Annotated in this window: 23 protein-coding genes, 1 pseudogene and 1 riboswitch; of the genes and pseudogenes, 7 read left to right on the forward strand and 17 right to left on the reverse strand. The window is 35.2% G+C overall.

Annotated elements, in window-relative coordinates:
• From MKY00_RS14950 to MKY00_RS14970, 5 genes are all read right to left on the reverse strand, one after another.
• Entirely contained in the window at positions 1–1086 is a 1086-nt protein-coding gene (locus tag MKY00_RS14950; RefSeq protein ID WP_016717857.1) for an ABC transporter permease, read from the reverse strand.
• A gap of 445 nt (positions 1087–1531) precedes the next feature.
• The gene (locus MKY00_RS14955) at positions 1532–2476 is read right to left on the reverse strand and encodes a serine hydrolase domain-containing protein (RefSeq protein WP_016717858.1); all 945 of its coding nucleotides are present in this window, start codon (positions 2474–2476) and stop codon (positions 1532–1534) included.
• 24 nt (positions 2477–2500) lie between these two features.
• Positions 2501–3391, reverse strand: coding sequence for an AraC family transcriptional regulator (locus tag MKY00_RS14960; protein ID WP_016717859.1), 891 nt, complete (start codon positions 3389–3391; stop codon positions 2501–2503).
• A 48-nt stretch (positions 3392–3439) separates the two neighbouring features.
• On the reverse strand, positions 3440–3910 hold the full coding sequence (locus MKY00_RS14965; RefSeq protein WP_016717860.1) for a GNAT family N-acetyltransferase: 471 nt from the start codon (positions 3908–3910) through the stop codon (positions 3440–3442).
• 17 nt (positions 3911–3927) lie between these two features.
• Positions 3928–4335 (reverse strand): DUF3980 domain-containing protein, encoded by a 408-nt coding sequence (locus MKY00_RS14970; protein ID WP_016717861.1) that lies wholly within the window; start codon positions 4333–4335, stop codon positions 3928–3930.
• A 96-nt stretch (positions 4336–4431) separates the two neighbouring features.
• Between MKY00_RS14970 and MKY00_RS14975 the strand changes: the two genes are divergently transcribed.
• The gene (locus MKY00_RS14975; RefSeq protein ID WP_016717862.1) at positions 4432–4899 is read left to right on the forward strand and encodes an NUDIX hydrolase; all 468 of its coding nucleotides are present in this window, start codon (positions 4432–4434) and stop codon (positions 4897–4899) included.
• Positions 4900–4917: 18 nt separating this feature from the next.
• Here the strand turns inward: MKY00_RS14975 and MKY00_RS14980 are convergent, their stop codons facing one another.
• Positions 4918–5829, reverse strand: a complete 912-nt coding sequence (locus tag MKY00_RS14980) for a DMT family transporter (RefSeq protein WP_016717863.1) — start codon at positions 5827–5829, stop codon at positions 4918–4920.
• A gap of 125 nt (positions 5830–5954) precedes the next feature.
• Between MKY00_RS14980 and pdxR the strand changes: the two genes are divergently transcribed.
• Positions 5955–7397: a MocR-like pyridoxine biosynthesis transcription factor PdxR gene (gene pdxR, locus MKY00_RS14985; RefSeq protein WP_016717864.1), complete on the forward strand. Its 1443-nt coding sequence runs from the start codon at positions 5955–5957 to the stop codon at positions 7395–7397.
• Positions 7398–7489: 92 nt separating this feature from the next.
• Here the strand turns inward: pdxR and MKY00_RS14990 are convergent, their stop codons facing one another.
• On the reverse strand, positions 7490–8263 hold the full coding sequence (locus MKY00_RS14990; protein WP_016717865.1) for a GNAT family N-acetyltransferase: 774 nt from the start codon (positions 8261–8263) through the stop codon (positions 7490–7492).
• 163 nt (positions 8264–8426) lie between these two features.
• Here MKY00_RS14990 and MKY00_RS14995 point away from each other — a divergent pair, with 163 nt between their 5' ends.
• Entirely contained in the window at positions 8427–8867 is a 441-nt protein-coding gene (locus MKY00_RS14995; protein WP_016717866.1) for a YaiI/YqxD family protein, read from the forward strand.
• Positions 8868–8943: 76 nt separating this feature from the next.
• Here MKY00_RS14995 and MKY00_RS15000 read toward each other — a convergent pair whose 3' ends face one another.
• The 6 genes and pseudogenes from MKY00_RS15000 to MKY00_RS15025 form a co-directional block, all read right to left on the reverse strand.
• Positions 8944–9258 (reverse strand): DUF3892 domain-containing protein, encoded by a 315-nt coding sequence (locus MKY00_RS15000; RefSeq protein WP_016717867.1) that lies wholly within the window; start codon positions 9256–9258, stop codon positions 8944–8946.
• 80 nt (positions 9259–9338) lie between these two features.
• Positions 9339–10163, reverse strand: coding sequence for a DUF2785 domain-containing protein (locus MKY00_RS15005; RefSeq protein ID WP_001006692.1), 825 nt, complete (start codon positions 10161–10163; stop codon positions 9339–9341).
• 126 nt (positions 10164–10289) lie between these two features.
• Positions 10290–10427: pseudogene (locus tag MKY00_RS15010) on the reverse strand (uridine kinase); the annotation flags it as partial.
• Between the two features lie 152 nt (positions 10428–10579).
• A complete protein-coding gene (locus tag MKY00_RS15015) occupies positions 10580–11323 on the reverse strand; it encodes a metallophosphoesterase family protein (protein WP_016717869.1) in 744 nt (247 codons plus the stop codon).
• A gap of 13 nt (positions 11324–11336) precedes the next feature.
• The gene (locus tag MKY00_RS15020; protein WP_016717870.1) at positions 11337–12263 is read right to left on the reverse strand and encodes an aminoglycoside phosphotransferase family protein; all 927 of its coding nucleotides are present in this window, start codon (positions 12261–12263) and stop codon (positions 11337–11339) included.
• 14 nt (positions 12264–12277) lie between these two features.
• Positions 12278–13075 (reverse strand): VOC family protein, encoded by a 798-nt coding sequence (locus tag MKY00_RS15025; protein ID WP_016717871.1) that lies wholly within the window; start codon positions 13073–13075, stop codon positions 12278–12280.
• Between the two features lie 98 nt (positions 13076–13173).
• Between MKY00_RS15025 and MKY00_RS15030 the strand changes: the two genes are divergently transcribed.
• Entirely contained in the window at positions 13174–14184 is a 1011-nt protein-coding gene (locus MKY00_RS15030; RefSeq protein ID WP_029141140.1) for a sulfite exporter TauE/SafE family protein, read from the forward strand.
• 39 nt (positions 14185–14223) lie between these two features.
• Here MKY00_RS15030 and MKY00_RS15035 read toward each other — a convergent pair whose 3' ends face one another.
• Positions 14224–14673, reverse strand: a complete 450-nt coding sequence (locus MKY00_RS15035) for a GNAT family N-acetyltransferase (protein ID WP_016717873.1) — start codon at positions 14671–14673, stop codon at positions 14224–14226.
• Between the two features lie 321 nt (positions 14674–14994).
• Positions 14995–15187, forward strand: a riboswitch (Lysine riboswitch).
• A 112-nt stretch (positions 15188–15299) separates the two neighbouring features.
• On the opposite strand from MKY00_RS15035, the gene MKY00_RS15040 reads away from it, so the two are divergent.
• Positions 15300–16766 (forward strand): amino acid permease, encoded by a 1467-nt coding sequence (locus tag MKY00_RS15040; RefSeq protein ID WP_001083375.1) that lies wholly within the window; start codon positions 15300–15302, stop codon positions 16764–16766.
• A 255-nt stretch (positions 16767–17021) separates the two neighbouring features.
• Positions 17022–17327, forward strand: a complete 306-nt coding sequence (locus MKY00_RS15045) for an iron-sulfur cluster biosynthesis family protein (protein WP_001026179.1) — start codon at positions 17022–17024, stop codon at positions 17325–17327.
• Between the two features lie 233 nt (positions 17328–17560).
• On the opposite strand, the gene MKY00_RS15050 is transcribed toward MKY00_RS15045, so the two are convergent.
• Positions 17561–18334, reverse strand: coding sequence for a MerR family transcriptional regulator (locus MKY00_RS15050; RefSeq protein WP_000710820.1), 774 nt, complete (start codon positions 18332–18334; stop codon positions 17561–17563).
• A 342-nt stretch (positions 18335–18676) separates the two neighbouring features.
• Between MKY00_RS15050 and MKY00_RS15055 the strand changes: the two genes are divergently transcribed.
• Positions 18677–19438 (forward strand): class I SAM-dependent methyltransferase, encoded by a 762-nt coding sequence (locus tag MKY00_RS15055; protein WP_016717874.1) that lies wholly within the window; start codon positions 18677–18679, stop codon positions 19436–19438.
• Between the two features lie 48 nt (positions 19439–19486).
• Here the strand turns inward: MKY00_RS15055 and MKY00_RS15060 are convergent, their stop codons facing one another.
• Both MKY00_RS15060 and MKY00_RS15065 read right to left on the reverse strand, forming a co-directional pair.
• Complete coding sequence (locus MKY00_RS15060) at positions 19487–20344, reverse strand: PhzF family phenazine biosynthesis protein (RefSeq protein WP_016717875.1); 858 nt, start codon at positions 20342–20344, stop codon at positions 19487–19489.
• A gap of 204 nt (positions 20345–20548) precedes the next feature.
• Positions 20549–20734 carry an antitoxin VbhA family protein gene (locus MKY00_RS15065; protein WP_016717876.1) on the reverse strand — a complete coding sequence of 62 codons (186 nt, stop codon included), beginning with the start codon at positions 20732–20734 and terminating at the stop codon, positions 20549–20551.
• Positions 20735–20755 lie beyond the last annotated feature (21 nt).

A 20755-nucleotide genomic window follows, 5' to 3' on the forward strand; every position in this document is an offset into this window, starting at 1 on the left:
TTACTCCTTTAACGCTTTAGCAGGTTCAATTTTAAGTATTTTGAAAAATGGTATTACAGCGGTGATGAACGAAATAAACAAGGAAATTACTACACTCATCACAACTTTAAAAACATCTATATGAATAGTAAAACCCATTACATGCACTATGCTTTTATTCATTGTACTTAAAATCCATTGCATACATATCGCACAAATAGCTGCAACGATTGCGCATATGAATAATTGGCTAAATATGAATACAATTAAATTCAAATTGCTTGCTCCCAACGTTTTCCTTAAGGAAATACTCTTCTTCTTCGTGTAAATCCAAAAATAACTCGCAATTATACAGTTCATTACAGCAATAAAAAGTAGATTGTACGGAAGAGTAAGTTGTGCTCTCATAGCTTTATTCGAGCTTTTTTCGTTCTCATAATTCTCCTTTTCATTTATCACTTTCACATTCGTATCAATTCTATTTTGCTTAATATACCGAATAAATGTATCTATTTCTTGTTTAGGATTTTCGTTAGACCTTACTATCATTTCAAATGTATTTTCATTTTGCATACGTCGTTTTATCTCATCAGGCATGTCACTTAAGCCGACAAAAACATTGGAATTATATGCGTATCCAGTATTCGCAGCGCTCACGCCTTTAACTCTATATTCTCTACTAAACAGTTTTATTGTTTCAGATTCTTTATAAATTCTCTTTCCGGCAATTACACTATTTTCTTCCCCATCTTCCATACGAGAACCTTTTATTAAAGGCGGAGACCAATTTTTATTTATAAGACCAACCATCGTTACTTCACCTATGCCGGGGATTCCCATTCTCATATTATTTGTAATAACACTTGAGTTCTTAAAACTAGTTCCTGTTACCTCTTGAATTGCTTTGAAATCCAATTCTCCAAAGCTAGTAAGCTGAACAGTATAGTAATATTTAAAATAACCATTTTTGTACTCATAAAATTTTTCATCGTAATAATCTCGAATCGACATCGCTATAAGTATGGGCAGAATTGTTAAAGTAAATCCGATAAATAACATAATGAATATTTTTCTGTTCACTGCTATTTCTTTTAATATTAGATTCATATACCCTCCAAACGTCAAAAGGTAAATATCCTTTTTGACAAATTCCATATAAAATGAAACTTTAATCAGCCCTCACCAATTGGACTTCTTTGCTTTCGCCGAATTTTGAGGTGGGGTCTTACTGCCCATTAAAGCGGGATGAACGCTGTACTTATCAAAAAAACTTAAAATATTATTCTATTTCCTTAAACCATCAAGAAACGCACATTAACTTTTAATTCGTTTATTTCATCCCCCTTTCTTTAAAAGATTTTTAGTATGCGGATTCATTATACATAGAAAAATAAAGGTTAAAATCAAGACTTCGAAATCTTAACAATTTTTTACGCTATATTTATTTTCCAGTTAACTTAATGACATTAAAATATTTTCACATCTCCCTTTCGATGTAAAATGCCAGATATAAAGGCGGTATGAAATCTCATACCGCCTTTATATCTTAAATTTAATTGTTTTGTATGTAAGGAAGAATATATTTCACAATCAATTCCCATCTATCCCCTGCATTCGGTATAATTTCAGACGCAATCACCACTACCAATTCCTTCTCTGGAATACAACAAATCACATTCCCACCATCGCCCATTGCACAGTATGAAAAGATTCCAGCCTCTTCTCGTAACCACCATAAGTAACCATATTGATTTTGGTTCATTGTTGTCGATTCTTTTATCCATGGTGTTGATAGAATTTGTTTTCCATTATGAGTACCTTCATTCAAATACAGCTGTCCAAACTTAGCCATATCTTTAACCGTTAACGTTAGTCCCCAGCCGCCTGTCGAAATACCATTTGGATCATGAACCCATCCTTTTACATCTTTTCCGAATAAGTCATCAAATCCAAACGCTTTCATATTGTAGTTTGGAATTTCTCTCATACCGAGTGGCTGGAATACGTATTCATTCGCAAATTCACGTGTATTTTTTCCTGTTGCGTTCGTTATAATTGCTGATAGTATGTGAGCTCCTGCAGATGAATATTTAAAAAATCCAATTTCTCCGCCGTTTCCTATCCTATTTAACGTATATTGTATCCAATCTTGTTGTGTACATAGTTCTTCTAACGGTTCCTGCCAGTCTACAAAAGGATATGGCGCTGTCATTGTTAGAAGATGGCGTACTGTTACTTCAGATGCCTTAAGTTTATATTCCGGGAAAAACTCTATTACTCTTTGATCAACGCTTTTTATATATCCCTTATCTATACATATCCCAATTAGCGCAGAGATTATCGTTTTTGTAACTGACGCTACATGAAACGCATCATCTGGACCGTGTCCCTTATAATATTTTTCAAAAATAACATTACCTTTCTGCACTACTAACATACCATTCACATTTCCATATTCTTCTTGTATAATCTGATCTAACTTTTCAGCAGTTTTCATTATTCCTTCCCCTTTAACCTATCATTAAAAAGGTTCGATAGGTACATATATATCAACTATATGTGTATGTTCGGGATGCTGCTTTGGATCATTTCTATATACTTCAAAAGGATACGAATCTCTCGGTTTATATCCGCTATTTGGAAGCCACTCACCGTATAAAAAATCCCATGCTCCTTTATATTCATCTTGGAATATTTCAAAATGACCTACCGCATACTTTCCATAAGGTATTACCATTATTCCTATGTCGCTCGTTTCTACTGCGGACTCATTTGGAATTGTTATACATAAACTTGTTCTTAAATGATAGTCCTCTGTAAATTCATGATGATCGTGGTAAATGGTTAATACTTTCGTATCCTCAAATACATGATAGTTTTGCAACGCTGCGTAATGAAATAATTTCTCTATCATTTTCGGAAAAGCTACAGTTAACTCTTCATATGTACCGATATGTCTTATGTATGCGACGTTTATATCGTCCGCTGTTACAATTTCAACATTCCCTCGAACCTTCTTACATTCATTGTATTGAGAAGTTCTTCTTACGTCTTTGCAATTCTTGCTATTGTCGTTTCGATATTGAGACGGACTTACTCCGTAATAATTTTTAAATGTACGGGAGAAAACTGCTGAATCTGTGAAACCAAAATGGTAAGCGATATCTGTAATCGTCATATCCGAACGGTATGTAAGAAGGTTTGTTGCCCTTTCCAGTTTCAATCGGTTTACATACCGAGATAATGGTTCATCTACTATCCCTTTAAAAATTCTATGAAAATGATACTTTGAAAATCCTGCTATATCCGCTAACTCTTCAATTGAAAGTGAATCATTTATGTGTAATTCTATATAATTTTGTACTTTGTATATGCACTGTAAATACTCATTTCTACTTTGTTTACTCTCCATACTTCTAGCTCCTCACAACAAAAAGGCTAACTTTGTGCTAGCCTACTTTTACACATTTTTCAAAAATAAAACTCTACTACCGCCATTCCCGTCATAATTTGTATGTACTGATACACCCTCTATCTCATCATCCCCAGCCTCAATTTGAAAGCCAATCTCCTTATGAAACTGTATCGATTTTTTATTAACTGGTGATGTGATTGCTTTCACAACTTTACGGTTATTTGCACGAGCGACATCAAAGAAATAAGAATACAATGTCGATGCGATTCCTCTTCTTCTATATTTCGGATTTACACCGATAAAATGAACGTATGCTTCCTCTTTATACGTTTGCGAAAAGAAGCCGCATAAGAAACCTAACGTTTCGCCTTCTTCTTCAATGATAAAACTCGTTTCTTGAAAGTGAACGAAGAACAGTTTTGGCAACATAGCCGCCATATCTCTCCCGCCCCACCAATCATTTAAAACAGAATGAATCTTTACATAATCTTTCCCTTGAATGTTTCTTACTCGCATATGTTTCTCCCTCTCACTCACTTCATTTTTTCATAAATTTTAATGACTGTTTCTACTAATAGGATGAATACCCATATTCCGCAAAATACAAGTACAGACTGGAATAAAGAACCTAGCATAACAATACTTATTAAACCTAATTCTGGGCCTGAAATGGACATTTCATCAAATCCTATATTATGTATAAATGGACCGGTTGAAAAAGCCATAAAAATAGATGCTATTAAATAAATCACACTCATTATTTTTAATATTTTTATAGAAAGATACGAAGTTTGTTCTTGCTCCACTTGTGATAATTCGATTTCCCCACTCTCAATTCCTTTTTGCAAACAATCTTCACACAAAAATTCTTCCTTAATTTTTTTACCACCATGCAATGTACCGGTTATTTCTTTACATCTTGAACATTTTCGATTTATCATGTTGTTACCACTCCTATCTTTTATGATTATACTTATAAAATTCTATTTTTACCTTAATATCCCTTTTATGTATTTTATAGAGAAAGGTCGTGTTTTATGATATCTAAACTTACTTTTGGTTATAAAAAGCCTACTGAGCAATATGTATTACGACCTAGTTGTTATGCAATTATTTTTAACTCAACCTCTTCAAAGATTGCTATTATCCAAAAAGGAGAACGCTATTTTTTACCTGGCGGCGGTATGGAAGGTACCGAAACAAAAGATGAATGCTTACATCGTGAACTACTAGAGGAATTAGGATGGATAATTGAAATTGAGCAGTATATCGGTAATGCAATGCGATATTTTTATGCGGAAAAGGAAGATACATATTATTTAAACGATGGGTTCTTTTATATTGTGAACATGGTACGGAAACAAACCGATAAGTGTGAAGAGGATCATATTTTAAAGTGGCTGTCTCCTTTACATGCTGTAGAACTTCTACTTCACGATCATCAAAAATGGGCGGTTGAACAAGCACTTTTATTACGAAATAAAAAAGGATCTCCTTCTATATGAAAGAGATCCTTTTTACTGTTAACTCACTTTTTTCAAATTGAGAGCTGGCTTTTTCATTCCGCCTTTTTTTACAACGTATAAGCCGATAAAGATGATAAGTCCACCAACGAGTTGCATCATATTGATCTGCTCTCCGATTGTTACTGCCGCAAAAATAACTGCGAACAATGGCACGAGATACATATAAACCATTACTTTCGTTGAGCCTATTTGACTAATACCGACATACCACATTGCAAGTCCGAAGATGGTCGCAAAGATGATAGAATATGCTAGAGACCCCCAGCTTAGCACGTCTACTGGCCACGTTAATGTGTTTACGTTGAATAAACAGTAAATAACGAGAGGTACAATTCCAATTAAAGTAGACCAAGATGTGACTCTCATTGCGGAGTATTTTGTAATGAGTGGTTGCGCTAAAATTGGATACCATCCCCACGCAATTGCTGCGACTAATCCAATTATATTTCCGAGCCATGCATACTCGTAAGTAGCTCCTCCTGTATGTCCTGTTAATAAAACGAATGCTGCACCAATAAACGCTACTATTGAACCAATTTGTACTTTCATCGAAAAGCGTTCTTGTTTATGCAATACCGCTAATATCCCTGTAAATATAGGTGACATCGCAATTAATAATGAGGCGTTCGTTGCTGAAGTATATTTCACAGATAGCATAAACATCGTTTGATACATTGTCGTACCAACGATACCGACTGCTACTAATCGTAACCAATCTTTTCTTTCAATACGTAATGAGCGTTCCATTAAAAATGTAATAAGTAATAATACCGGTGATGCTACTAAAAAGCGTAAACTATTAAATTGAATGGATGACATAAATGCCACACCATACTTTCCAATTGTATAATTTGCTCCCCATACTAATGCTACTGATACTAGGAGCCATTCCATTTGCCATCTTTTCATCCGAATCTCCCCTTCCATATTTAGCATAGTAAAATTGGCTGGATATAACACCGTCCAATTGGCTGTTTTTTTACCCAGCCAATTTGTTATACTGAATGTATATAAGAGTTACGGAGGCGTTTTTTATGGAATGGAAGCTAGATAGCGACAGTAAAATCCCTATTTATCAGCAAGTTGTTGACTTTATTGAGAAACGTATTACATATGGAGAACTTCCTCCAGGTAGCTTCCTCCCTTCCGAACGGAAATTAGCTACACAGTTAAATGTAAACCGAAGTACAGTAACGACTGCTTATAATGAACTTCGTGCTATGGGAATTGTAGAAAGTACAACTGGTAAAGGAACACGAGTGAGTACACATATGTGGGGCGTTTCTCCAACATTAACGCCGAACTGGAGAAATTTCGTAGAAGGCGGTACATTTTTACCAAACTTACCGTTACTTCGCCATATTCGGGCAGAAATACAACAAAATGAAAATATTATAGATTTTGCAAACGGAGAGCTCGGTTGTAACCTCTATCCTCACGATCAACTACAAATGATTTTACGAGAACAACCGTTAACGCATTCATTAAGTTATGATCACCCGCAAGGCTATCTCCCGCTAAGACAAGCGGTCGTAAAATATATGAAGGAATATTTAAAAGTTGAAGCGACTGAACAGTCCATTATGATTACTTCTGGCGCACAGCAAGCCTTGCACCTTATCGTACAATGTTTATTAAATCCAGGTGATGCTGTTGCTTTTGAAAGTCCTTCACACTGTTATTCCTTACCGTTATTCCAATCAGCAGGTATTCGTATTTTCCCGTTACCTGTCGATGAACACGGTATTAATCCAGATGATGTGCAAGAGCTATATCGGAAGCATCGTATTAAAATGATCTTTTTAAATCCAAACTTCCAAAACCCTACGGGCACAATGATGCATCCAAACCGTAGAAAAAAACTATTATCACTTTGTGCAGACTTACGAATTGCGATTGTTGAAGATGATCCGTCTAGTTTACTTACGTTAGAAAAGAAACAACCTTGCCCTACTTTAAAATCAATAGATGAAAATGGAACAGTCATCTATGTACATTCTTTATCAAAAATGATTGCACCAGGATTACGAGTCGGCTGGCTTGTCGCCCCGCAATCGGTAGTAGAAAGGTTATCTGACGCACGACATCAAATGGAATTAGGTATGAGCATTTTCCCGCAGTGGCTTATGCAGCAATTTTTTGAAACCGTACCATTTCAGTCTCATATCGTACCGTTACGAAAACAATTAGCAGAAAAAAGAGACGTTATCGTCCGTTCCCTAAACGAGCAACTTCATGATAAAATCTCTTTTTCCAATCCTACTGGTGGTATTTACATATGGGGAAAATTAAAAGAACCGATAAACGAAAAACAACTCATTATGCAAAGCTTAAAACAAGAAATCGCCTTTATGCCAGGTAGTATTTTTGGCGCGAAAGATGGTTATATACGTTTATCTTATGGAAAAGTGAATATTGATCAAATTGAGGAAGGGATTTCTCGTTTACGTGAGGCTATTTTGGTTTGTGGAAAATAAGTAGCATCCTTACATATCGTCAATAGAATTTCATTCATTTTTAAATAAGTACATAAACTAAAAACCACTTTAGTTTATGTACTTGTATTGGTTCATTTTTTTATTTGAATAAAATATGTATCATAAGGTTCTTTAAAAGTGTAGCCTAGCTTTTTTGCTAGTTCAACAGATTCAGCATTTGCTCCATCCCAACTAGGATATTTCTCTCTATCTAAACAATCTAATATAAGTGCAGATGCTACAATCTTAGCTAAGCCTTTTCTTCTATGTTCAGGATGGCTCGCAATTTCAATCTCGATTCCATCATCAAATATACTAAATGATGTTGCAGCAGAAACAACTTGCCCTTTATTTAAAATGGCGTATCCTACGCCCCTATCAATAAAATCATCAATTGAATCAAACTGACTAGTAAAATCTTCTGAGAGTGCATGAAATGAAGATGCCTTTGCTATATCTTTATCAATTTTTTTCATTTCGTAATTTTGGGGTAATGTAGACAATATATCCCGTATGTATTCTTTATCTAAATCGCCGGGGTTCTTATTAAATCTAAATCTTTGAAACTTCTCAATTGATCCTTTGTGAACAGTCTCTATCCGTTTTTTCCATTCATCCGAATCTACAATGGCAAGAGTAAAATCAGGTAGATTATATAATAATTCTTCCGCCTCTTCTGCGTTTGGATTCCCGGCGTAAAACACAAAAATTCCTACAGTTATTTGAGCAACAGTTGGATTTTCGAGATTGTCTACCCACGCACTTCCCATATGTCCTTGGAGATAGGAAAGTACAATCGTACTATCGAAATCATCAAACATCTCAACTAACTTTTGCCTTACATTGTTATCTGCTTTATAAATCATTCCATTCCCACTTTCTGAAAATTATCATTATTAAACCAATTATATGTTAGCATATATTTTTAAATATATACAATTTTTGTAAGTTAAAATACAAAATCCTCGTTTGACAAAACCTAAATCTACCATTATCATCAACACGAACCTAGTTATAGGAGTGATACCAATGAAAATCTATGTTGATGCAGATGCTTGCCCTGTAAAAGATGTAATTATTTTTGAAGCTACGAAGGCAGAAATTCCTGTTACCCTCGTTACAAGCTTTTCTCATTATTCTAATGCAGAGCAGCCAAAAGGCGTGGAAACAATTTATGTTGATTCTGGAGCAGATGCTGCGGATTACCGAATTATGCAGTTAGCCCAAAAAGAAGATTTAATCATAACACAAGATTACGGTCTTGCTTCACTTGCTTTAGCAAAAGGCTGTATCGTTCTTCATCATAAAGGGTACAAGTATACGAATGAAAACATTGACCAACTATTACAAACACGTTATTTAAGTGCAATGGTTCGAAAAAGCGGTAAGCGTACAAAAGGACCGAAACCATTTACAGCAGAAGATAAAGAGAACTTTAGAGCGCTCTTTAAAAGTATGATCGCACTGTAGAAATGAACCGTCTATTTGTAGAGAAAGAAAAGAAGAGAATATCCAAATGAACATTCTCTTCTTCAGGTTTACCCGTTTAAAATGAAGGTAAATTATCTAAGTTATTTTCTTTTATTCCATCAGGTTCACTACGTATAATATCTCTGCCATACTTATGAAATACATCCACATGAGCTAACTTCCCTGATTTTGCTTCTTCAAGAGCAGTCATATAATCTAACTCTCTTCCGCTACTTGTTTTAAACGCTATTAAATCCCCATCATCATTTTTACGAACGGCAACAATTTGTTCTGCTCCTGTATTAACTTCATGGTCTACTTCAAATTGAGCTTGTTCTTCTCCTTGATGTAAATAATCATTATACACTTTTTCAAAATCTTTTTTGTCCATTAAACTCACCTCCAACACATTTTATTAGTATGGTTGGGAGATGGTGGTTTTATGTAATTTCATTTTAGCAAAATGGATTTTTAATACCTACGCAAATCCTTCAAAGTTTCCAAAATATCATCTGTAAAGGCTGTACTACCCTCTGTCTCTAAAACTCTAAAGTATAAACTTCTTAAAAAAGCTCTAATATTTTGTACTAAAATATCATGCTGAGGATGCGGGATGTCTTCAACGATTGCTATACTATGTAACCAGTTGCTCCACTCTTCTTCTGTTAAAAGATTTTGATTACGTAATGACATAATTGGCGTTACTAATCTCTCATCCTCAAAGTGTATGTAAACATAGTCATTTAGGCGAACTTTCTGACGAACAGCTGCAAGAATCGCATATGAAAACTCACGATTTTGTATTGTACGCGCTAACGCATCGAGCGCATCCGCTGCATGCGCAGTAGAGTGTGCCCACCCTTTTCCTTCTACGTAACCTCTTACATCTTCTTCTAAATATACATATTCCAGCACTTGTTCTGCTACGCTGTACAGTTGTTCTTCTGATAACAACGGCTCTCTTTCATGAACAGATAAAATAAGTGGCGGAATTAATACAGAGAACGCACGTTTAAAAACAGAATCTGTTCCCTTTTCACCAATTTTATAAAATAAATAATCAGGACTAATTGCTTGTAACATTAACCCTCGTAATTCTTTTTGTCTAAATACATCAGTTGTAATCCATGTGTGAAGCGTACTATAAATTAAATCATCGCGTAATTCAGCATCAGGTGATCCGATATAATCTAACATCCACTGCGCATATGGATATGCATCTACGTCTTCTGGTACAGCATAATTATTATTTTTAATTTGTAGTAGTTCTTCTTTTAATTCTAATACTTCATTCATTATATTTTTTCTCCCCTTTTTGCGTTTCTTATTGCCTTATCCCCCGTTTTTCACTTTCTAAAGCTAATATAATTATACGAGAATTATAACTATTAATAAAAGGCTATACATATACTTTTGATTGTGTATTTCTTCCGCGAATTCGTTTGCAAATGTTGTTTTTCCTGATGCTGTAATACCGCTTACTCCAACTCTTGTTGGGTGAGTTAAGTTTAATTTTAAAATATGATCTACAATTTCTTTAATTTGTTGTTTTAGGTTCATGATATTTCCCACCTTCATTTAGTTTACATAACAAAATTATATTTAACTTTTATGTCACTATTTGTCGGTAAGTCGATATCCTATGTCGAATCGTCGATATATCGAAAAATCGTTGATATATTTTAAGTTACGATAGATATATTATGATTGGTTTACTTCCCCTTAAATCCTCGATACAATGCAGTCCGTAATTCTTGCTTGTATTCCTCTATTTCTGGCATATCGAGTTCTTCTGCTAGTCTGATAGCTAATTCAATATCATACGGTACACGTACGAGTTGTATGGAAAAGCTCGCTGCTTCTTTTTCATTGTAAGTTCCTTCGAATATTAAATAGGAAGCTTGTGTAATTTCAAGTGGGTTTCCAACGCTACCAGCATTACATAACGTTTTCCCTCTGAAATTTTGAACGAACGCTTGATGAACGTCACCGTAGCAAACGACATCTGGTTTTCTTTCCCCTTCTATATTCTCTGTGAGCTCACTGTTTTCGAACATACTAATTCGCTCTTCTCTTGAAGCGTGTGGTTGAATTCTTTCATATAAACTTCTCGGTGAAGCGTGAAACATACGAATGAGTTTTCCACTCATATAAAACTCGATTGAAAATGGTAACCTTCTTAAATAGTCATTTTGTTCTTCCGATAATTGTTTTTGATGCCATTTTAATGCTTCAAATTCAGTCGGTTTTGTAATAAAATCATCCCAGTTTCCCATTACAACTACTTCACATTCTTTACGAATGATTTCAATTGCTTCACTAGAATGAGGGCCTTTTCCAACTAAATCTCCAAGACAAATTATGCGTTCGATTCCTCTCAATTTAATATCTTGCAGTACCGATTCTAAAGCTGGAATATTACCATGTATATCTGAAATTACCGCAATTTTGTCCATATGTATTCCTCCTTTATTTATTACATTCACTTGATTGATACCATTTTGGAATATAGGATGAAAAATGATTATGATCATCTAAAATTCCGTTTAATCTTTCCTTCATATCTTCTACTAAATGCGGTGTGCTTCGGTTTGTCCAAACGATATCCGCTGGGAATGTCATTGCTGCATATAATGAATACAATTTCCAAAAATGAAGCGATGGTTCCCCTCTGAAATAACCGTGAACTTGTCCAACCGCAAATGGTTTGCTTATTCTTGTAGTAAAAATCGCTACGTTATAAAAATCGTGTATCGGATCGCCAAAATCATATCCACCAAAATCGATAACGATAAACTCCTTATTATGAATCATACTATTTGCTGGATGGAAGTCATCGTGTAAAAATGTCATTGGACGGTTTTTTAATAAGTCTTTATGATTTTCTACAAAAGTTAATACTGACTTCAAATCTAGAAAATCCACTTCGTAATCTGCTAATGCCTCTATGTATCTTTCGTATTTATTCCATCTAGATGTTTCCCATTTATCACTTGCACTTTCTCTTTCAATTGAGTGAATTCGCTTTAATACTTCTCCAGCTTTTCTTCCTGCATGATACTGTTCTTCCGCCGATAGCTTACTTAAGCCCTCTTCACCATTTACACCTTGGGCCCATTCAAATACTTGAACACATTTATTTAATTCCTCAAGTTTTATGAAGTGAATTAACTTAGGCGTTGGAATATGTAATGACTCTAATTGTTTCATATATGTATATTCTTCTTGTTTACGTTCAAAGTTTACAGCATCACATACTTTCACAAAATATGTTACTCTGTTTTCTAATTCTATTTTATATTTCTCTTCATGTGAAAAACCTTTTGAAATAGCTGTACACTTTACAATACGAGGCCATTCTAGTTTTCTCTCTATCTCTCTAAGCATTTCTTCCACAACGTTCACCTCTATCAATATATGTACAAACTACCTAGTACTTCATGCTCTCGTTTACTTTCACCTTTAAACTCTACTGCAAATGGATATTCGCCATGATGATTCAATCGTTCTAGTACTAGCCCTTCTCCAATTGGTTCACAAAACTGCACTTGAATGTCGCCAAGCGATACACTTTGACATTCCACATTCCATTCTTCATTTTTAACGATTTGGCTTGCAGTTAGTCCCATTACTTCTTCCCATTTTCGCACAGTTTCTCGAACATTTTTCACTGCGTAATGAATCGTTTCAATTTGTTGCACTTTGTTTTTATGTTCCGTGATTGTGCCAATGTTACGTAAATCGTTTCTTCTTTCTTCATCCGTTTCATTCCACTGTATAAAGAAAGGCAATTTCGGTCCGTTCTCTTCTTGCTTTACAAATAACATTTTCCACTCTAAAAGGCGACCATCTTTTCTCATTCGTTTCCCTTCAAATGGTCCTATCGTATGTAATCCATGTTTATTAAACTTAACTGCTAGTTCTTCAATTGCATCTGTTCGAATTGCGATTTGTAACATTCCTTCTCCATCTTGTAATTTCACTACCGTTTCTTGTACTAATGGATTGTCTGCTTTCTTCGCTTTTTCTTCATGCTGAACTGCCAAAAATTCTATATATGATAAATCAAAATAACATAAACTATTCCAAGTACCCCAATTTGTATGCTCTCCGCCTAGTACAGTATGAAATCCACGCTCCTGCATTTGTTTTGCCGCTTCCTCCGGTGTACAATGTACTGCGTGAACGAGATGATCAAATCGTAACATGTCTTTCTCCCCTTTCTCTCCATCCTTTTATTGTATATTTTATTTTTCTTTCATTCAATTTAAAAAACTTTAAAGCCTAGTTGATTTATACGATTAATATGTATTATAATGAAACAAATTTAATTATTGCTGATTGGAAAAACCAAAGGCACTTTTCTCATACGGGAAAAGTGCCTTTTTCATTTACTATTACAGGGGGATTATTTATGCAGAAATTAATTGTATTTGCTATTATTGGATTTTTCGCTCAATTAATCGATGGAGCGCTTGGAATGGCGTACGGGGTAACGTCTACCTCACTTTTACTAATGTTTGGTATCGCACCGGCTGTCGCTTCCGCTTCTGTTCATTTAGCTGAAGTCGTTACAACCGCAGCTTCTGGTGCATCTCACATCAAATTTGGAAATGTTGATAAATATACCGTTTCGAGGCTTACATTACCAGGAGCAATTGGCGCATTTGTGGGGGCATGTTTTTTAAGCAATTTACCTGGGGATGTCATTAAACCGTACATTTCTGTATTTTTATTTACTTTAGGGGTTTATATTTTATTACGATTCATTATTCAAAAACAAGTTATTACTTCAAATAAACGTATGTCGGCTAAACAACTTGTTCCACTTGGCTTATTTGCTGGATTCGTTGATTCAACTGGTGGTGGTGGCTGGGGGCCGATTACGACACCTGTACTTTTAGCAAGAGGAAATGAAGCTAGAAAAGTTATCGGATCTGTAGATACGAGTGAGTTTCCTGTCTCACTCGCTGCAACAATTGGTTTCTTCATCTCACTCGGCTGGGAACAAGTAAGTTGGGTTTGGGTATTTTCGTTAATGCTTGGCGGTATTGTCGCAGCTCCAATCGCTGCATGGTTAGTGCGCATCGTTCCTTCTCATTTACTTGGCGTATTAGTTGGTGGCCTTATTATCTTTACAAACATTCGTACACTACTTACTACATTTAAAGTGGATCCAACTATTATTTCACTTTCTTACGTGGCAATTGGTCTTGTCGTTATTATTTCTATTTTCATTGCTGTTCGCAATCATTCCAATCGTTCTAACACACCGACAACTGGATATCCGAATGATCAAAAACAAATGCTTCCATAACAATAAAAATACCGCCCGATATACTTCGAGCGGTATTTTTTATTTTTCTATTTTCCAATTCATCATTGTTTCTGTAGTACCTATTCTCTTCATATGTAATTTCTCTAATACACGAATGGAGCTTTCGTTTTCCAGAAGTGTCTCCGCAATAATCATTTCTACCTCTCCAGTTTGAAAAGCCCAATTTATTAGTTCTCTTACAGCTTCTGTCGCATACCCTTTATTCCAATATTTCTCAATAAAACCGTAACCAACTTCTACTGTATGTTCCTCATTTGGTTTCCCTTTAAACCCTATATCGCCTAGAACGATGTCATCTTCTTTTCGAATGACATACCAGGCGCCCCAAGGTAATAAATCCTTATCCTGTTTTACACTTTCTACATGCCCTACAATATGCGGACCACTATTATATCCTTGCTCGTTAGCAACGTGTATACTCTCCTCTGTACAAGGCACTATATAGAGCCTTTCTGTTTCTAATTTCATTTTGATTTCCCCTTTTCACTTAAACGTTACTCTAATTATAACAAAAAATATGACTTTATTATGAATGTCGAATTATATTTTCTGAATTTTCTTTTAATTTTTGAAGGGTTTTTCAATATTTTTTGCGAAACATTTGTATAACAATTTTTTCTTTGCTTATTGTTACATAATAGTAGGTTCGGGTGGAGTTTTGCAAGCGTTTCCTATACAATAACCGATATTTTTTGACTTTTCCTAACAAAATATCTTGCAATATATTCAGAAACTCATTACAATTGCCATATATTAAAAATCTTAGCAATATATAAATCCTCATCAATCCGATGAGGTAGAGGTTGCGACTTTTAATAGTAAAACGGACGAGACACAGAGAATGTCTTAGACTCCGTTTGAAAGGAAAAGTTGCCGAAGTTTATATTTCTTCTCTGGAAATATGAGCTGGGGCTGTCTCCGAAAGGAACAGAACTGTCACGTTTACAAAATTACCGTGTAAACGTGGGGTGCTATCTTAACGGAAGGGTATGATGGGGTGGTTATTTGTGAAACGTTCCGCCAAATTCCTTTGGCGGTTTTTTGTATTTTTCTCCCCCGCTCCTTCCTATCTTACAAGAAAAGGAGTGTTGAACATGAATAGCGCAACGAATCAAGCTACCTCTAAAACAGAAACTACAAAAGGAAAAGGTGAATTAAGACGCGGTCTAAAATCAAGGCACCTTACGATGATTTCTCTCGGCGGTACAATTGGTACCGGACTATTTCTTGCCAGCGGTGGTGTCATCCATTCAGCTGGGCCTGGTGGCGCATTAATTGCATACGCCGCAATTGGAATTATGGTTTACTTTTTAATGACAAGCTTAGCTGAACTAGCAGCTTACATGCCTGTTACTGGATCTTTTAGCACGTACGCAACAAAATTTGTTGATCCATCACTTGGCTTTGCACTTGGATGGAACTATTGGTATAACTGGGCAATTACTATCGCTGCTGAACTAGCGGCTGTAACATTAATTATGAAATTTTGGTTCCCAAATACCCCTTCTCTTATTTGGAGCGGATTATGTTTAGCTATTATTTTCCTTTTAAACTACTTATCTGTTAAAGGATTTGGTGAATCTGAATATTGGTTCGCACTTATTAAAGTCGTTACTATTATTATCTTTTTAATTGTCGGTTTCATGATGATTTTCGGAATTATGGGCGGCGAAACTGTTGGCTTCAAAAACTTCACTGTTGCAGATGCACCATTTAACGGTGGTATCATGGCAATTATTGGTGTATTTATGGCAGCTGGTTTCTCATTCCAAGGAACAGAATTATTAGGTGTAGCTGCTGGTGAAACTTCTGATCCAGAACGCAATATTCCGAAAGCAATTCGTTCGATCTTTTGGCGTATTCTCTTATTCTATATCCTTGCGATTCTCGTTATCGGTTTATTAATTCCTTATACAACTGAAAGCCTTGCAGCAAGTGATGTAACAGTAAGTCCATTTACACTTATTTTTGAAAAAGCGGGCGTTGCCTTCGCTGCTTCTGTTATGAATGCTGTTATTTTAACGGCAGTACTATCTGCTGGTAACTCTGGTATGTATGCATCAACTCGTATGCTTTGGGATTTAGCTCGCCAAGGGAAAGCACCAAAGTTTCTTGGTAAATTAGATAGCCGCGGTGTACCTGTTAACGCATTAATCGTAACGTCAATTGTCGGTAGTATCGCATTCATTGCTTCTTTATTCGGTGACGGTGTTGTATACATTTGGTTATTAAACGCATCTGGAATGTCTGGCTTTATCGCATGGGTCGGCATTGCAATTAGTCATTACCGTTTCCGTAAAGCATATATCGCACAAGGAAAAGATTTAAAAGACTTACCTTATAAAGCAAAATGGTTCCCATTCGGTCCACTCTTCGCATTTACGCTTTGTATTATCGTAATTTTAGGACAAAACTACGGCGCATTTATGGGCGAATCAATCGATTGGAACGGCGTACTCGTTTCTTACATCGGTTTACCACTCTTCTTAGTACTATGGTTAGGATATAAATTTACGAAAAAAACGAAAGTGATTCCGCTTGATAAATGTGAACTGAAATAAAGTGAAACTTTAATCCGTGGGGGTTTTCTTCATCCCCCACGGATTATCAGCCCTCACCAATCGGACTTTTATGGGCAGTTGATCCCCCACCTAATTTCTTTTCTTTCGCTGCATTTTGAGGTGGGGGTCTTACTGCCCATTAAAGTCGGATAAAGTGAAACGAGCAAACAAATTTGTTTGCTCGTTTTTTATTTACTTCCCTATTTCTTCTGTTTTTGCAATAATAAAGGAAATATAAATAAAGGTTGGGATATCATGAACATTCGCATTACTGATGAAGCAAAAGCAGCTATACATAGATTAGAACGGGAAGACAAAAAGATCATTCGCATTAGAGGGACAATGACAAACTCTTGTAGTATATTCGTTGATGTCGATTTAATTTGGGATACATATGTTGCAGATGATGTTGTATATGAAGATGCTGACTTTATTGTACAAATGGATTCATTCACGAAAGACTACACTGGTGATACGGTGAAGCTTGATTATAAAACAACAGGTTTTAGTATTACGACTCCGAGTGAGACGTTAGTTTATGGGTTGTCGATTAAAAAATAAAGATTGTTTTTATTTGACCGCCGGGGTAAAAAAACGAGTTGAGAACGGTAATAAAAAATGATACTTTACCAAAGGATTTTTGTTTTTGAGTATTTTAAACAAAACCGCTTATGCTTCAAAAATGAAGTATAAGCGGTTCTTTCTTTTGAATGAACCAATAATAAACGCAATTCTACCCTTATTCAATGAAAGGTCTACAGCATTATTTCGATGAAGCTAAACATTCATAAAATCTATCCCTCTTCCATTTCTACTTGCTTCATATAATATTCCATCGCTTCATTAAGCCATTTTTGTTCATCTTCTGCGAAAGGCGAAGGTATCATATTTTCAAGTTCTTGCATATCCAGTTCTCCCACACTAGTATTAGCTAACTTTTGTATCAAATCTTCACTAAGAAATGAAAAAGACTCTTCTATATATTCCTTTACCATCTCTTGTACTTTCAAGTCCTCGACTGGTTTACCATATAATTGTTTAACCTTTTTAGACAATTGAATAAACGTTTTATCCAAAGCAATTTTATCTTCTTCTCGTTTCTTTGATAATTCTTCCACGATATCCGTTAACTCATGACGTTCCATCCATTCTTTATGTGTATGTTCTGTATTCATACCGTAAATAAGACTAAATAATACCCTACTATCTACCTCTTCTTCCGCTTCGACTAACTTCATTACTCTTTTAATTGCTTGTATTGATTGCCCAATTTGTTCTTTTTCTCTTTCTAACACTTGCAAATGGAGAGACAAACTTTCATTCAAATCAACACCAAAACTTGATTCGTGTAACAAATTAGCGACTTTATCTAGACTATAGCCTAGAAATTTTAAACTTATAATTTTTTGTAAGGTTATAATATCTTGATACTTATAAATGCGGTGCCCTGAAGAAGGATTCTTTTCAGGTTGTAATAACCCGATTCCATCATAATAATGCAAAGTAGGAATTGGTATTCCCGTTTTTTCTGAGAATTCTCCTATAGAAAACTTTTTATCCTTTTTCATCTAAATCCCCCTATTAAAATTATAAATTCATTATAAAACCTAAAGTAACTAGAGGTTCAAGAGGATAATTCAAGAAAATTCAAAAACGTTAAAATGCATGTAATCAATATGTATTGCACTATTTCATTTAATGGCCCAATTATTGAAAAGCATAACCTTCCCTCACAAATTCAAAGGACTTTCACTTACTTATCCCGAATATATAAATTATCATTCTCACAAGGAGCGAATGTATATGAATCTATTCGAGCACGAAACGTAAAACCGTTCCCCTTTCATAAGAGGTCCTCCTTTTTTCTTTTCTCACCATATCATTTACTTACAAAATAGGAGGATACAATTATGAAACGTGATCCATTATTTTTAACTTTATTAGAAAGTGCTAATACACATTTTAGCGGTTGGGATTTTTCTTTCATTTCAGAAACGGGCCGAATGAAGAGCGAGCCTTTATCATGGTCGTATGGTAGCACTGCTTATCAGCTTATGCAGCGTGCTAAATCAATGCTCGATATGGGTACTGGTGGCGGAGAGTTTTTATCTATGTTACAACCATTCCCGCCAACTATTTATGCGACTGAGGGTTATGCTCCAAACTTGCCAATTGCTCGGAAGAAATTAGAGCCTTTAGGGGTTACAGTTGTGGCAGTAATTGATGATACTGCATTACCATTTCAAGATGGGCAGTTTGATTTCATTATGAATCAACATGAATCCTATTCTGCTTCTGAGGTAAATAGAATACTTTCTCCTAATGGAACATTTCTTACACAACAAGTCGGTGGTCTCGATTGTGCGGAACTAAATGAGCAGTTTAACGCACCGCTAAATAACGAATTTGCAAGTTGGTCTCTTGAAGCGGCATGTAATGAACTACAGGAAAATGGATTTACTATCTTAGAAGCAAAAGAAGCATTCCCTTTCCAACGCTTTTATGATGTTGGCGCTATCCTCTATTATTTAAAAGCGATTCCGTGGCAAATTCCTGATTTTACTGTCGAAAGGTATTATGAGGAATTATATCGTATACATAAAGTCATCTTACAAAAAGGGTATTTTGATGTGACGCAACATCGTTTTCTGATTAAGGCGATTCGCAGTTAATCATGGAGCATATGAAAAAGAGATGGATCTACCATCTCTTTTTTATTTTCACTCAATATTTTCTACAGTTAAATACTTCGTTTCACAGTAATAGCCTTTGCCACCAACATAAACCTTTTCTATTTTATTCTTGCTATCCGTTGCTAATTTAACTAATATTTCAGAAGGCGAGTGTAAAGAATAACCTTGTTCAAATACATAGACTTCTTTTTGTAAGTAGTGCTGTTCATAAAGGTAGCAAGCTAATGCACTGTTTGAAGTTCCAGTGGCTGCTTCTTCATTGATATCATATAGTGGAGCAAAGTTTCTGCATATGATTCGATTGTCATTAAAAGTATATAGGTGCATCCCGACAACATTATAATACTTGCTGATTTCTTTAATTTTTTCAAAATTAGGTTGCAATGTATGTAATTGTGTTTCGCTTTTTATAGGAATTAAAATATCTTTTAAGCCCGTGGAGACAATTTGAATTGGGTATGTATTGTCTATAGCTTTACTATCAAAACAGTCAATGAACTCGTTTGGAGATATAACATCATAGAATATCGGTTCGTTTTGTTCCATGAATATGATGTCATCTTTTATAGTAATAGTAAGAACACCGCTGTTCGTTTCAATCGTATAGCGATTCTTAAAAAGTTTATTTACATGCATCAGTATCGCGAAAGAGCCAATTGTGGCATGCCCACATAAATCAACTTCCTCTTTTGGTGTAAAATACTCAATTTTATAATCCGCAATTTCAGATTCTGATATAAATGCGGTTTCCGCATAGCCCAGTTGTTTGGCTATTGCCATTTTTTGAGTAGTGGTCAATATATTCTCCATAAATACCACTCCTGCTTTATTTCCACCTTTATGATCCTTGCTAAATGCACTTGCAACATAAACGGATATTTTCATAAGACACCTTCCTCCCTTATAGTAAATTGTAGCATAGAACGTACTACATATATATATTGTTGGATAAATTCTCCATAAAGCAAAAGACAAACTATTTTTTAGCATCTAAACTCTCCAAAAATGTTTGTCTACAGCCTGAGAGATGGGTCTACCATCTCTTTTTCCCCGTTTATTTTTAAAAATTTTGTGGTGGTTTCTAGATTGTTAAGTACGTCCACGTCTTGCAATCACATCAGCTAATGTAATAAGTTGCTCTTGCGTTATCTTTCCGGATACCTTTTCTTTTATAATTTTTTCCATTTCCTTTGTAACAGTCATACCTTCTATTTCTAGACTCGCTTTGGCCGCCTCGAAAGCTTTATTTAGTTCTTCCTCGTTTTTAAATGTCATAATTTGAGTTACCCCCTTCAA

Origin of the sequence: Bacillus sp. FSL R9-9834 (assembly GCF_038006905.1) — a bacterium.
Lineage (GTDB): Bacteria > Bacillota > Bacilli > Bacillales > Bacillaceae_G > Bacillus_A > Bacillus_A pacificus.